The organism is Enterocloster sp. 210928-DFI.2.20 (assembly GCF_020554465.1).
Taxonomy (GTDB): domain Bacteria; phylum Bacillota; class Clostridia; order Lachnospirales; family Lachnospiraceae; genus Enterocloster; species Enterocloster bolteae.
On record NZ_JAJCHK010000026.1, the window covers coordinates 38,443 to 51,642 of the forward strand.

The 13,200-nt window shown below is 48.3% G+C and carries 10 protein-coding genes and 2 tRNA genes; 8 read left to right on the forward strand and 4 right to left on the reverse strand.

The features are described from left to right. Positions 1–12: 12 nt before the first annotated feature. The 6 genes from LI015_RS20100 to LI015_RS20125 all read left to right on the forward strand — a co-directional run bounded on the left by LI015_RS20100 (position 13) and on the right by LI015_RS20125 (position 6,766). On the forward strand, positions 13–921 hold the full coding sequence (locus LI015_RS20100) for a glycyl-radical enzyme activating protein (RefSeq protein ID WP_227126199.1): 909 nt from the start codon (positions 13–15) through the stop codon (positions 919–921). Between the two features lie 19 nt (positions 922–940). Next, a complete protein-coding gene (locus tag LI015_RS20105; RefSeq protein ID WP_227126201.1) occupies positions 941–2,407 on the forward strand; it encodes a rhamnulokinase in 1,467 nt (488 codons plus the stop codon). A 12-nt stretch (positions 2,408–2,419) separates the two neighbouring features. Then, positions 2,420–3,910 carry a sugar ABC transporter ATP-binding protein gene (locus tag LI015_RS20110; RefSeq protein ID WP_002566885.1) on the forward strand — a complete coding sequence of 497 codons (1,491 nt, stop codon included), beginning with the start codon at positions 2,420–2,422 and terminating at the stop codon, positions 3,908–3,910. 2 nt (positions 3,911–3,912) lie between these two features. Beyond that, positions 3,913–4,878 (forward strand): ABC transporter permease, encoded by a 966-nt coding sequence (locus LI015_RS20115; protein WP_002572892.1) that lies wholly within the window; start codon positions 3,913–3,915, stop codon positions 4,876–4,878. Between the two features lie 47 nt (positions 4,879–4,925). Continuing rightward, positions 4,926–6,014, forward strand: a complete 1,089-nt coding sequence (locus LI015_RS20120) for a sugar ABC transporter substrate-binding protein (RefSeq protein ID WP_002572891.1) — start codon at positions 4,926–4,928, stop codon at positions 6,012–6,014. 104 nt (positions 6,015–6,118) lie between these two features. Continuing rightward, positions 6,119–6,766, forward strand: coding sequence for a class II aldolase/adducin family protein (locus LI015_RS20125; RefSeq protein ID WP_002566882.1), 648 nt, complete (start codon positions 6,119–6,121; stop codon positions 6,764–6,766). Between the two features lie 125 nt (positions 6,767–6,891). Here LI015_RS20125 and LI015_RS20130 read toward each other — a convergent pair. The 3 genes from LI015_RS20130 to rpoN form a co-directional block, all read right to left on the reverse strand. Beyond that, positions 6,892–6,962 (reverse strand) — tRNA-Gly (locus LI015_RS20130). 27 nt (positions 6,963–6,989) lie between these two features. Further along, positions 6,990–7,062: transfer RNA gene (locus LI015_RS20135), tRNA-Phe, on the reverse strand. A 243-nt stretch (positions 7,063–7,305) separates the two neighbouring features. After that, entirely contained in the window at positions 7,306–8,691 is a 1,386-nt protein-coding gene (rpoN, locus tag LI015_RS20140) for an RNA polymerase factor sigma-54 (RefSeq protein ID WP_002566881.1), read from the reverse strand. Between the two features lie 440 nt (positions 8,692–9,131). Between rpoN and LI015_RS20145 the strand changes: the two genes are divergently transcribed. Next, on the forward strand, positions 9,132–10,640 hold the full coding sequence (locus tag LI015_RS20145; RefSeq protein ID WP_227126203.1) for an MBOAT family O-acyltransferase: 1,509 nt from the start codon (positions 9,132–9,134) through the stop codon (positions 10,638–10,640). 14 nt (positions 10,641–10,654) lie between these two features. Continuing rightward, positions 10,655–11,842, forward strand: coding sequence for an alginate O-acetyltransferase AlgX-related protein (locus LI015_RS20150; protein WP_227126205.1), 1,188 nt, complete (start codon positions 10,655–10,657; stop codon positions 11,840–11,842). 137 nt (positions 11,843–11,979) lie between these two features. Here LI015_RS20150 and LI015_RS20155 read toward each other — a convergent pair whose 3' ends face one another. Next, positions 11,980–12,843 carry a YitT family protein gene (locus LI015_RS20155; RefSeq protein ID WP_002566878.1) on the reverse strand — a complete coding sequence of 288 codons (864 nt, stop codon included), beginning with the start codon at positions 12,841–12,843 and terminating at the stop codon, positions 11,980–11,982. Positions 12,844–13,200 lie beyond the last annotated feature (357 nt).

A 13,200-nucleotide genomic window follows, 5' to 3' on the forward strand; every position in this document is an offset into this window, starting at 1 on the left:
GGAATCATAGACATGGGGGTTTGCAATGTATTTAATATAGAACGGTTCGCAACAGAGGATGGCCGCGGTATCCGCACCGTTATATTTTTAAAGGGCTGTTCCCTGCGCTGCAGATGGTGTGCAAACCCCGAATCCCAGAGAGCGGGGACCGAGGTTCTGGTTAAGACAAATGTCTGCATCAACTGTGCAAGATGCAGCGCTCTGTGTCCGGAAAAAGCCATAAGCTACATGGAAGGTTATGGCTTTATTACGGACCAGAGCAAGTGCAGGCAATGCGGTGTGTGCATCAGGGAGTGTTATGCGGACGCCAGGGAGATGATGGGGAGAAAATACAACGAGGAAGAGCTTCTGACTGAGATACTGAAGGACCGTCAATATTATGGGATGTCCGGCGGCGGCGTTACGTTCAGCGGAGGAGAACCGCTGTATTACAGTGAAATCATAGGAGCTGTCGGAGAGCAGATGCACCGGAGAGGTTATAATACCCTGGTTGAAACATGCGGGCATGTCCCCCAAAAGGCATTGGAAGACATAAACGGGCATGTTGACTATATATATTATGACTTCAAACAGATCGATCCTGATAAGCATAAGGAGCTTACGGGCGTGGGCAATACCTTGATACTCAGCAATCTGGAATGGCTGTGCGGTCATTACAGCGGGGAACTGTCGGTCAGATATCCTTATATTCCGGGATGCAATGATGATGAGGCGTCCATCAATGGTTTTTTTGAGTACATAAAGAGTTTGGATCATATCTCTGAGATTGTATTTCTACCCTATCACAGGCTGGGGCTGCCGAAGTATCAGGGGTTAGGACGTGCATATGAGATGGGGAATATGCCGTCCCTTAAGAAAGCAGACTTGTTATTCCTGGTACAGCGGGCAGAAAAATACGGTCTGAAAATAAAAATTCAATAAGAGAGGGGCAGGGGTGTTGATGAAGCGGAATATGGTAGCGTTTGACTGCGGTAATTCATCATGCAGGGTTATTCTGGGGGTGTATGACGGAGAACAGATAACCACGGAGGTCATTTCCCAGATACCAAATTACATGGTCAGGGTACATCAGTATTTTTACTGGGATATACTGATGATTTACCAAAAACTGTTAGAGGGATTGAAAGAGGCGGTAAAGCGGGCCGGAACCATCCATTCAATCGGGATCTGTACATGGGGCGTGGATTTTGCGCTGTTTGACAATCAGGGACTTATGATTCAGAATCCATTGTCATACAGGAACAGCATAGGGGCAGAGGTTCTGGAACAGATGTCAGATGAGCAGAGGACATATCTGTTCAGGCAGACGGGTATCCTTTGCGATAAAATTAATTCGGTTAATATGATTAAGGGAATGATGGAAAAAATGCAGTCCATGTTTTCCCATGGACATAAGCTTCTCATGATTCCGGATATCTTAAACTATCTCTTTACAGGCTGTATGGTGAATGAGCCCAGCGAATTGTCAACGACCCAGCTGATGGATGCCAGAAAAAGGGAACTCAGTGAAGAAGCATTGAAAACAATGGAAATACCATCCGGCCTGTTTGCGCCTATTGGGAGACACGGTACTGCCATTGGCATGCTTCACTCCAATGTAAAGGAAATTCTGGGCATATCGTATGATGTACCGGTTATTTGCGTGCCGTCCCATGATACGGCTGCCGCGGTCCTGGCCATTCCGGCAGAGGAGGAAGAATTTTTGTTTGTCAGCACAGGGACCTGGGCGCTTATCGGAATGGAGTTAGAGGAGCCAATCGTGAACGAAGAGGTGAGAAAAAGATGCCTGACCAACGAGATAGGGGCATTTGATAAAATCACCCTGCTGCGCAACAGTGCGGGTATGTTCATTATCCAACGCATTAAGGAGGAATATGAAGGGGAACATGGGGCCATAGGCTGGGAGGAGCTTAACAGCCTTGGAGACTGCCATGAGGGGGCGGCTCCGCTGTTTCCTGTCAACGATTCCAGATTTTTCAATCCCGTACATATGTCTGATGAGATATGGAATTATCTTGTTAAGACCGGTCAGGCTTCCGGAGAAAAAGACTGGGGTACAATCATATGCAGCTTTCAAAACTCCATGGCGCTGAGCTTTGCCTCGGTGATACAGGGTCTGGAGGAAATCAGCGGAAAGAAAAAAGACACTGTCTATATGGTAGGCGGCGGCTCGCGGAATGTGAGGCTGTGTCAGATGACAGCAGATGCAACAGGCAAGAAGGTAGTGACAGGGGGCAAGGAGAGTACGTCCCTGGGAAATCTGGGCGCACAGCTTAAGTACTTTAAGCCTGAGATGACAGTGGGGGAAATCAGGCGCCTATTGGGAACAGGCATTGAGAGTGCGGCTTATTGCTGTGGCAAAGATTCCGGCGAGGCATTGAAACGGTATCAAAAACTAGAAGGGTAAGGGGGCCTGTCCATGGACGGATGTATATTGAGGATGTGCGGGATTAACAAAAGTTTTTTTGGTGTTCCTGTACTGAAAAATGCGCAGCTTGAGGTGCTTCCCGGTGAGGTTCACGTTCTTTTGGGAGAAAATGGAGCGGGTAAATCCACGTTAATTAAAATTCTGTCCGGTGCATACGGACGGGAAGGCGGGGACATACAGCTTGACGGCAGGGAGCTGGCGCCTATGACGCCGAAGGAGGCTTTGGACGCCGGTATCAGCGTGATTTACCAGGAATTTAATCTTGTACCGGATTTGCCTGTATATGAAAATATATTCATTGGAAAGGAATACGGCCAGGGGCTTCTTGTGGACCATAAGCGTGCCATAAAAGAGGCAGAGGGGTACATGAAGCGGGTCGGTCTGGAGGTAAGTCCCAAGACACTGGTCCGTGAGCTGAGTGTGGCCCAGAAACAGCTGGTTGAGATAGCCAAGGCCATATCCAATCATGTAAAGGTCCTGGTTCTGGATGAACCCACAGCGGCCATTACGGATAAAGAGACAAACATGCTTTTTGGAATTATCCGTGAACTTCAAAAAGAAAAAATCGGAATTGTATACATTTCCCACCGCATGAGCGAGTTGTTCGAGATTGGAGACAGGTGCACGGTCATGCGTGACGGTGAGTATATAGGAACCGTAAAATTATCCGAAACCACAGAGGACCAGCTGACAAAGATGATGGTGGGACGCACAGTCAGCTTTGAAAAGATTGCCAATGAAGCAGTTGACATGAATCAGGTTGTATTAAAGGTTGAGAAGCTGAGATACAAGGAGTTTTTAAAGGACATATCATTTGAGCTGCACAAGGGCGAAATACTGGGATTTGCCGGATTAGTGGGAGCGGGCAGGACAGAAGTGGCAAAATGCATGATAGGAGCTTACAGAAAAGATGGGGGAACTGTTACGTATAAGGGTGAAACATTGTCCAACAGCCTGTCCAGGAATATTGAAAAGGGAATCGTCTATCTGAGCGAGGACAGGAAGGATGAGGGACTTGTGCTCATGCACTCTGTCATGGATAATATAGCGTTGCCTAACTTAAAACAGCTTGCCAAACCGTTTATCCGCAAAAAGGAGATGGCGGATCGCGCAAAGGATTACATCAAAAGCCTGCGGATTAAAACCCATACACATCTTACGGAAGCCAAGAACCTGTCCGGAGGAAACCAGCAGAAGGTGGTTATTGCAAAGTGGCTGTATTCCAATGCGGATGTATATATATTTGACGAACCCACAAGGGGAATTGATGTAGGGGCGCGTGACGAAATATACAATATTATGTATGACCTGGTCAATCAGGGGGCCTCTATCATAATGATATCCTCCGACCTTGTGGAAGTACTTAAGATGTGCGACCGGGTTGCGGTTATGAGGGAAGGCGTCCTGGAGGCTATATTGGACAACAGCCCGGATTTGACGCAGGAAACCATATTAAAATATGCGATGCAGGGAGGATTATAGGTATGGAGAGCTACAAAGAGGGTGTTAAGGCAAAACTGCCGGCCTTGACTTTATATCTGGGACTGGTTGTTATTTTTATTGTATTTGCTGTAATCTGCAGCATGATGGGAAAGAATTTTCTGACCCTTAATAACATGTTCAATATCATTACCCAGGCCAGCATTATTTCCATCATTGCAATCGGCGCCTCCCTTGTCATTGTCACAGGCGGTATTGATTTGAGCGTTGGGTCTATTGTGGGATTTGTGGGTATATTTGGAGGACTGATTCTGAAGGCTGGTATGCCCTTGATTGCCATGGGGATTTTGTGTATCGCGGCCGGCGCTGCCTTTGGCCTGGTCAATGGCTGTCTGGTCAGCTACGGAAAGGTACCGCCCTTCATTGTGACGCTGGGAGCCATGCAGATCGCCAGGGGATTGGCGCTTCTGATTAACGGAGGACAGCCCATATCCAGCTTTCCTAAGGGGCTGGGCAGTCTGATGGCTTCAAAGGTGCTGGGGACGGTTCCTGTCTCCGTCATTTATGTATTTGTGTTCTACGCAGTGATTATTTTTGTCATGGCATATACAAAGTTCGGCAGGCACGTCTATGCCGCAGGCGGCAATATCTGCGCCGCCAGGCTTTCAGGAATCAATGTAAACAAAACCGTGCTTATGGTATATGTTTTAAGCGGCATATTTGCAGCCATTGGAGGCATCATGCTTTTGTCACGCCTTACATATGCAGACCCGAATGCCGGATCTGGTTATGAGATGAATGCCATCGCTTCCGCGGTTATCGGAGGAATCTCTTTATCAGGCGGAAAGGGGAAGATCGGAAATACACTGGTGGGAGCCATTATTCTCAGTACTCTGACCTGCGGACTCCAGATCATGAATGTTGCCACTTATTACCAGACCATTGTCACAGGCATTGTCATTATAGCCGCGGTGTTTGCGGATAAGAAGAAAGAACGCCAGAGTGAGTAGGAAAGCTAAATACATTAAGTATTTGCAAATAAAGGAGGAAATTGATTATGAAGCGAAACATGACGGCAGCAGTGATGGCATTGGCAATGAGCACGGTTATGTCGGCGGCGGTACTTAGCGGATGCGGAAGTACCCCGAAGGAGACTGTGCCGGAGACGGCCAAGGAACAGCAGACAGATGCCCAGACCGCGGATACAACTGGGGAAAGCGGGAAGGACGAAGAAAGCAGCGCAGAAGCGGCATCGGGTAACTATGGAGATAAGACCATTGGATTTGTGGGGATGACTTTAAACAACGAATACCATATTACCCTGGCTAACGGCGCTAAAGTAGAAGCAGAGGCAAAGGGGGTCAAGATTGAGGTCCAGGCCGGAGACCAGCATGCCAGCGCTGATGCGCAGCTTGGCATTATTGAGAATATGATTGCCAACAAGGTGGACGGAATCCTGCTGGTTCCCAGTTCTTCCGACGGTTTGGAATCCGCCCTTACAAAATGTAAGGAAGCAGGCATTCCTATCATCAATCTGGATACAAAGCTGACGGATGAGAGCCTTGCCAATGTAGGCCTGGATATTCCGTTTTACGGAACCAACAATTATGAAGGCGCCAAACTGGCAGGCGAATATGTGGCGAAAAACTTTGAGAAGGGAACAAAGACAGCCATACTCAAAGGGATTGAAGGACAGACCAATGCAGCGGACCGTTACAATGGATTCATAGAAGGCGCCGGGGACACGGTAACTGTTGTGGCTGAACAGACGGCAAACTGGGAAGTGGACCAGGGATATACAGCTGCCCAGAACATCATAAGCGCTAATCCGGATGTTGAACTTTTCTTCTGCTGCAACGACAATATGGGTATCGGAGCCTTAAGAGCCATCAAGGAAGCCAATATGCAGGAACAGATTCAGATTATCGGATTTGATGCGGTAAGCGAAGCCCTGAACCTGGTGGAAAACGGAGAGTTTCTGGCAACTGTGGCACAGTATCCGGCTGAAATGGGAAAATTGGGCGTGGACAATATGCTGAAAATATTTGACGGCGGTGAGGCGGAATCCTATATTGACACCGGAACGGAAGTTATTACAAAGGACAATGTAGGAGAGTTCAAGGATTACTTAAAGACTTTTGAGTAGGAACAGGGCTGGAGTTTTGAGACGGATTTTTCATATGGGATTCAAACATACTTCAGGCCATAAAAAATTAGGGCTGCCTGCCGGCAGCAGAATGAGAGGCAGAAATGGACTTTAAAAAATGCATTGTAGAGAGCGGTAAAAAGCTGGAGAATTCAGGTCTTACTGTAGAAACGTGGGGAAATATCAGTATCCGCGATCCTGAGACCGGACTGGTATACTTAACGCCCAGCGCCATGAAATACAGTACCATTGTGGAAGACGATGTAGTGGTCTGCAGGCTGGATGGAACAATCGTGGAGGGTCACAGAAAACCAACTATTGAGACAGGGCTGCACCTGGCTATATATAGAAACAGAGAAGAGGTAAACGCAGTCATCCATACCCATCCTATGTATTCCATGGTATACGCTACGCAGGGAAAGGATATTCCCCTGATAATAGATGAGGCGGCCCAGGCCATGGGAGATACCTGTAAATGTACACAGTATGCACTGCCTGGTTCTGAGGAACTGGCAGACCAATGTGAAAAGGCGTTGGGAAAGGAAGCCAACTCCTGCCTTCTGCATTCCCACGGAGCAGTCTGTGTGGGTGAGAATATGGACGCAGCGTTTAAGGTAGCAACAGTCCTGGAAGCAACAGCCAGAATTCTTTACATGATTGAAGCCACGGGCGGAAAACCGGCAGGGATATCACCTGAAAATGTAGCGGTGATGAAGGATTTTGCCAAAAATCATTATGGTCAGGGGAAATAGCGGGTTATAAGAGAGAATCAGAACATAAAAGGCAGCAGTGTATTGCGCTGCTGCCTTTTGTTTTGCCGTGGATATAAGGTAAACAAAACAAAAAAGCCTCTTCAAGGCTTTTTCTCATTTTACAGAGCAGGTGATGGGAATCGAACCCACGTATCTAGCTTGGAAGGCTAGTGTTCTACCATTGAACTACACCTGCGTAATGACCGCTTCGTCATACGGTCAGTGCCCAAAGTCGGAATCGAACCAACGACACGAGGATTTTCAGTCCTCTGCTCTACCAACTGAGCTATCTGGGCATTTGTCTATGGGAACAATCAGGAATCATCAGTAATTATCCTTACAAGCTCTGTTCCATCAGCGACATCAACAATTTTACAAGATTTCTCCAATATTGTCAAGATGAAATTTGAGTAAAATAACCTTAATTCGCCGTAATTTGTTTTTGTCATACCCACAGATATAAAAATCCGCCTTCATCCCTGCGTATTTGAGTAAACAAAAAGACATGGACAGTCTGCCATGTCTTTAAGAATATCCTGTTACACATACTCCTTACGCCCGCTGGCATCCGCAATGCCTTCCTCTTCCCTGTATTTGGCAACGGTCCGGCGGGAGATGGATATGCCGCGTTCTGCCAGCTTTTCACCCAGAAGGCGGTCGCTGTAAGGCTTCTTTTTGTTTTCTTCCTCTATGATTTCCCGAAGCACACGCTTGATGTCTGCGGCAGTCACGGACTGGGTACCGCTTTCGCTGCTGCTGCTTTCCTGGACAGCCACACTGCGCGAGAAGAAAAAGTTCATGGGGTATACACCCCAGGAGCACTGAAGGTATTTCTTGCTGACAGCTCTGCTGACTGTGGATTCGTGGATGTCCAGTTCCTGGGCGATATCTGCCAGCCTTAAGGGATTCAGGTGGGCAGGTCCGAAGGTGAAGAACTCCTCCTGGTGTTCAAGAATGGCCCGAGATACCTGCATCAGCGTCTTTCCGCGCTGGGTTACACACTGTTTGACCCACTCGGCCTGCCGGATTTTATTGCCCAGATACTCCTTGAGTTCAGAGGATTCAGGATTCTGGTTCATCTGGCGGTAGTAGCTGTTAAGCTCAATGGTGGGATACATGGATTCGTTCAGCAGGATGTCAAAATGGTCCTTGAACTTTACAATGGTCACATCCGGTATGATGTAGCGGAGCTGGTCCCTGCTGCTGAAGGATACACCCGGTTTGGGATTCAGGGATTTGATAATCTGACAGTAACCCGCAGTTTCAGTGGGAGAGAGGCGCAGCTTCCTGGCAATGGCCGGAATCTGGTTTTTGGCAACCATTTCCAGGCAGTTGTCAATGATGGATTCCAGTACCGGGGTCAGTATGTCCCTGCGTTCCAGCTGCAGTTTCAGGCATTCCTCCAGTGTACGTGCGCAGACACCGGATGGGTCCAGGGCCTGGAGATCGGACAGGAGATCTTCCACTATCTCAGTATCGGTCCCAAAGTAGGAGGCAATTGTCTCTGTGCTCTCTTCCAGGTAGCCCTTGTTGTCAAGACATTCCAGCATGAACTTGATGATTTCCGTTTCCTGGTCCGTGAAGTTTTCCGTGATGAGCTGGGACCACAGATAGTCCTGAAGAGTCTCGCCGTCGTCCGTGTTAATGTTCCAGCTGGATTTAAAGTCGTAGTCATCATCATTATTCTGGCGCTGGTACAGATAGTAATTCTCCTCATTGAAAGAATTAAGCCATTCCTGCTGTTCAATGGACTCGCGCTGCTCTTCAGCAGTGGGGGGCTCCACAATGTCGATTACCGGGTTTTCCAATGCCAGTTCATTGATATAAGTATTCAGCTCCTGGGAGGTCATCTGAAGAATCTCAGCTGACTGAATCATCCGCTGTGACAAAGTCTGGGTTTGCTTTACCTGTAATTTTAGGTCCATAACACTTCCTTCTTTCGTGATATCTCATAATGCATCAGAGCGTGTTTAAAAATTGTGTTCCGCCAGATGGCGGGCAGGCGGTTTCAAACAGGCTCCGGAGAGGTGATGATTGCGCCGGGCAGTATGAGGCAGAAACATGTTTCCGGTCTGCCCTGGAAAATTTTAATGAAATAATTATAACACAGATGGCCTTTTGGTACAATGATGCACTTGGACATTTAAAGAGGCGGAAAGAAAGCTTCTGCGTGTAATCAGAAGCTAAGTGCACCCGTGCAGCTGGCTCCGCAAATCAGCCTTTAAAATCCTGTGGAGGCATGTTATAATATCGCCATGGTCCGGACCGCAGGGAAATGGCTGGGATCAGGCAGATGCCGGCGTCCTGTAATGCATTTTCAGGCACCCTGCGGACGGAAGAATGAATTCAGGAAGGAAAATATTTCATGTTATTTAGTTCCATGATATTTTTATGGCTGTTTCTGCCCTTTGTGCTGGTCGTGAATCTGGTGCTGCCCATCTGGCTAAGCAACTTCTTTCTGCTGGCAATGAGTTTTATTTTCTATGCATGGGGAGAGCAGGAGTATATATGGCTTCTCCTTTTGTCCCTGGCTGTGAATTATGCAGGTGCTTTGGGCATAGAGGCTGTGCGGGGCAGCAGGCCGGCGGCTGGGGAAGCTGCTGGAGCGGCAGGGGTTACGGCAGGGACTGCCGTCAGTACAGACAGCCAGACGGCTTCCGGTGCCGGCAAGCACACTCTCTTTACCCCGGATAAGCTGCTCCTTGTGCTGCTGGTGGCTGTGAACCTGGGTTTTTTAGGGTATTTTAAATACTTTGATTTCCTGACCGGCCTGGTCAATAAGCTGGCGGGGGGCACCGTGGCGGAGCCAAAGAACCTGCTGCTGCCGGTGGGCATCTCATTTTACACATTTCAGATGATATCGTATGCGGCGGATGTGTACCGGGGGACCACAGGGGCCGAGAGGAACCTGCTGAACCTGGGACTTTACATGTCCTTTTTTCCTAAGATGATACAGGGACCCATCGAGCGCTATCAGGGTATGGGTGCGCGCATCAGAAACCGCCATGTGACGCCGGAACTGTTTGCATGCGGAGCAAGGCGCTTTATCTACGGACTGGGAAAAAAGGTTATACTTGCCAACCAGTTCGGAAGTGTGGTGGACAAGGTTCTGGCCAATCCCATGGACCAGATCAGCGGAGGTTTGGGATGGTATGTGGGAATCCTGTATACACTGCAGATTTATTTTGATTTTTCTGGTTATTCCGATATGGCGGTGGGCCTTGGAAAAATGCTGGGCTTTGAGCTGACAGAGAATTTCAATTACCCATATCTGGCCAGGTCCGTGGGAGAGTTCTGGCGCAGATGGCATATATCTCTCTCCAGCTGGTTCAAGGACTACCTTTACATTCCTCTTGGCGGAAGCAGGAAGGGGACATTTGTTACCTGCCGCAATCTGATGATCGTATTTATCTGTACCGGATTCTGGCATGGCGCGGGCCTGTCCTTTATTGCGTGGGGAATGTATTACGGCTGCCTGCAGGTGGCGGAACGGCTGTTTTTAAAGCGGCGGCTGGAGTGTCTGCCGGCGGCGGTCAGTTATATTTATATGTTTTTTGTTACCGTGGTGGGATGGACCATGTTCCGGGCGGATTCGCTGACCCGGGGACTTATGCTGCTTAAGCAGATGTTTCTTCTGCGCCCGGGGATTTATGATACGGCCATGTACATGAGCCATAAGACCATAGTGTATATGGTGATAGGGATTGTGCTGTGCGGTCCGTTTCAGGCCCTGGTTCCCTGTTTTAAGAAACATATGCAGGACGGCAGAAGCATTTACCTGTCTGAAAGCCTGGGACTTATACTGCTGTTTGCATACTCGATTGTGATGGCTGTGGGCAGCACTTATAATCCGTTTATCTATTTCCGGTTTTAGAGAGGAGGCAGCAGGTGAGACAACGCATAAAAGCATATATATTTGCAGGCATGTTCCTGGGGATGATGATACTGCCCGGACTCCTGTTCATACCTCTTAAGGATTATGTGGACACGGAGAATTACGAGAACCGGGTTTACCAGGAAAAGCCGGTTCTTAATTTCAGGAATCTTTCTGCAGCGGACCTTAAATCCTATCCGGGGCAGTATGACGCCTACTTTAATGACCATCTGGCCTTTAAGAATCCCATTGTGGCCTTTGGGAAACTGGCGGACATTCATGTGTTTGGGGAAGTCACGTCCGATGCCGTTCTTATGGGAAAGGACGGATGGATGTTCTATAAGCTGAAAGGGGAAATGGAGGACAGCATTGCGGACTACCAGGGAACCAATCATTACAGTGTTGATGAGATGGAACGGTTTGCGGCGCTGCTTAAGCAGGCGGAGGAAAATCTGGCCTCCAGAGGGATAAAGCTGGTTTTCTATATGGTTCCCAATAAGGAGCAGGTATACAGCGAGTTTATGCCCTCATCCGTGAAGGTGGTTCAGGAACAGTCCAAGGCGGATTTGCTGTACGAATATCTGAAAGAGAATACGGACTGTGATGTGTACTACCCCCTGGATGAGTTCAGAAAGGCCAAGGATGACTGGTGCCAGATATACAGGAAGTATGATACCCATTGGAATGATATGGGGGCATTTATGGCATCCCAGATGGTGATACAGGACATAGACGGAGAGCCGTTCGGACCGGAGTCATACCGCTCTTATGATATTGAAAACAGAGGAACCTTCAGCGGGGACCTGGCAACCATGCTGAATCTTCAGAAGTATTATGACGATGACCCATTCCTCAAAGTGTCAGGCTACAGAGAGGATGTGTCCTTTGAAATGGATTACCAGAATGAACATGAGACCATCACCCACTACTCCTCAGACGCAGAGGGGAAAGCAGAAAGAATCCTTATTTGCAGGGACTCCTTCGGGGTACACATGGCTGAGTACTTTGCCAGGAACTACCCGGATGTGACGCTGATGGATTACCGGACAGAGGACTGCGGGGCGGCTGCCCTTGAGATTCAGCCGGACGTAGTGGTGATTGAGGTGGCGGAACGGTATACGGATTACATGTTCGGACTGCTGGAACGTCTGGGTACCATCGGAAGCGGGGATGGGATTCTGAAAGAGGAAACCGCGGACTGAAACAGGCGGAATGAAAAATACGGCAGCGAATCGGATGAGTGTTCACCGGATTTCGCTGCCGCTGTTTTATATTTGATTTTAATTGCTGTATAAGACATGGGAAAAAACGCTGATCCCCAGGAAAATTGTGCCGAAGCCTACCCGGCCAGAAATCCTTTTCCGATGATTTCGCTGGAGTTGGATATCAGCATGAAGGCCGTGGGTTCAATGGTGCGGATGTAGTTTCGCAGCTTTAATGCCTGGCTGCGTTTCATGGTGGTCATGATTACGGTCTTTTCATGATGGGTAAAGGCTCCCTGCGCATGGTATACCGTGGCGCTGCGGTGCAGCGTGTTGATGATATAGTCGCAAATCGGATCCGGGTCGTCACAGATAATATTAAAGCATTTGCACAGATTCAGATTCTCAATCACATCGTCGATGACCAGGGATTTGGCCGCCAGGCCGATGGTGGAGAACAGTCCTGTCTCAGGCCCGAAGATGAAGAATGAGGAGGCCACGGCCGCCACATCCACCAGCATGAGAACGGTTCCTATGTTAAGGCTGGTATATTTCTTAAGTATCATGGCGATGATATCTGTACCGCCGCTGGAAGCGCCCAGATTAAAGAGGATGGCTGTGCCCACTGCCGGCAGGAAGATGGCGAACAGCAGCTCCAGCAAAGGCTCTGTTGTCAGCGGCCTGCTTAAAGGACAGACACGTTCCAGCAGGGACAGGCTGATGGACATGACCATACTTGCATAAACGGTCTTTATTCCAAAACCCTTACCCAGGAAAATGAACCCTAAAACCAGCAGTGAGGTGTTCACAATAAATGTGAAATCACTGGCAGACCAACGGCTGATTTCGCTTACTACAGTGGAAAAGCCTGTGACGCCTCCGAATGCAAAATGATTGGGGAACTTGAAAAAGTAGATTCCAACCACCATAATCCAGATGCTTACTGTAATGATGCCATATTCGGCGGCAGTGCGCCAAAATGGACTTTTGATATCGCTCATAATCCCTGCTTCCCTTACCTGATCCGGATGACGGATATGCGGGAAGTTTACCCCCTTTGCGGCATGAATGCCACGTATTCATTGTTGTTCCAACCATATAATAGGATGAAACCACTACAAGTGCAATCACATTTTTTGTTGAAACAGCCACAAGTATATAACTGTAGCCGGGAAAGTGTTGTGAATAAAGGAGAATACAGTATTTGGGGTATATGTGGTGCAAAAACAGCTTGTAACCACTATATATATGGTTTATAATGGTGAGCGTGACATCTGGAAATGGTATGCTTGGATGTCAGGAATTAGATAAGGACAGGAACCGGCAGGAGAAAAGTAAGAGGAAGCCGGAGAAAATGA

Excerpts from the sequence above, each read along its gene's own strand:
- LI015_RS20155 (WP_002566878.1), bottom strand. The coding sequence starts at position 12,843 with ATGAGCGATATCAAAAGTCCATTTTGGCGCACTGCCGCCGAATATGGC.
- LI015_RS20120 (WP_002572891.1), top strand. The coding sequence starts at position 4,926 with ATGAAGCGAAACATGACGGCAGCAGTGATGGCATTGGCAATGAGCACG.
- LI015_RS20125 (WP_002566882.1), top strand. The coding sequence starts at position 6,119 with ATGGACTTTAAAAAATGCATTGTAGAGAGCGGTAAAAAGCTGGAGAAT.
- LI015_RS20105 (WP_227126201.1), top strand. The coding sequence starts at position 941 with ATGAAGCGGAATATGGTAGCGTTTGACTGCGGTAATTCATCATGCAGG.
- LI015_RS20110 (WP_002566885.1), top strand. The coding sequence starts at position 2,420 with ATGGACGGATGTATATTGAGGATGTGCGGGATTAACAAAAGTTTTTTT.
- LI015_RS20115 (WP_002572892.1), top strand. The coding sequence starts at position 3,913 with ATGGAGAGCTACAAAGAGGGTGTTAAGGCAAAACTGCCGGCCTTGACT.
- rpoN (WP_002566881.1), bottom strand. The coding sequence starts at position 8,691 with ATGGACCTAAAATTACAGGTAAAGCAAACCCAGACTTTGTCACAGCGG.
- LI015_RS20100 (WP_227126199.1), top strand. The coding sequence starts at position 13 with ATGGGGGTTTGCAATGTATTTAATATAGAACGGTTCGCAACAGAGGAT.
- LI015_RS20145 (WP_227126203.1), top strand. The coding sequence starts at position 9,132 with ATGTTATTTAGTTCCATGATATTTTTATGGCTGTTTCTGCCCTTTGTG.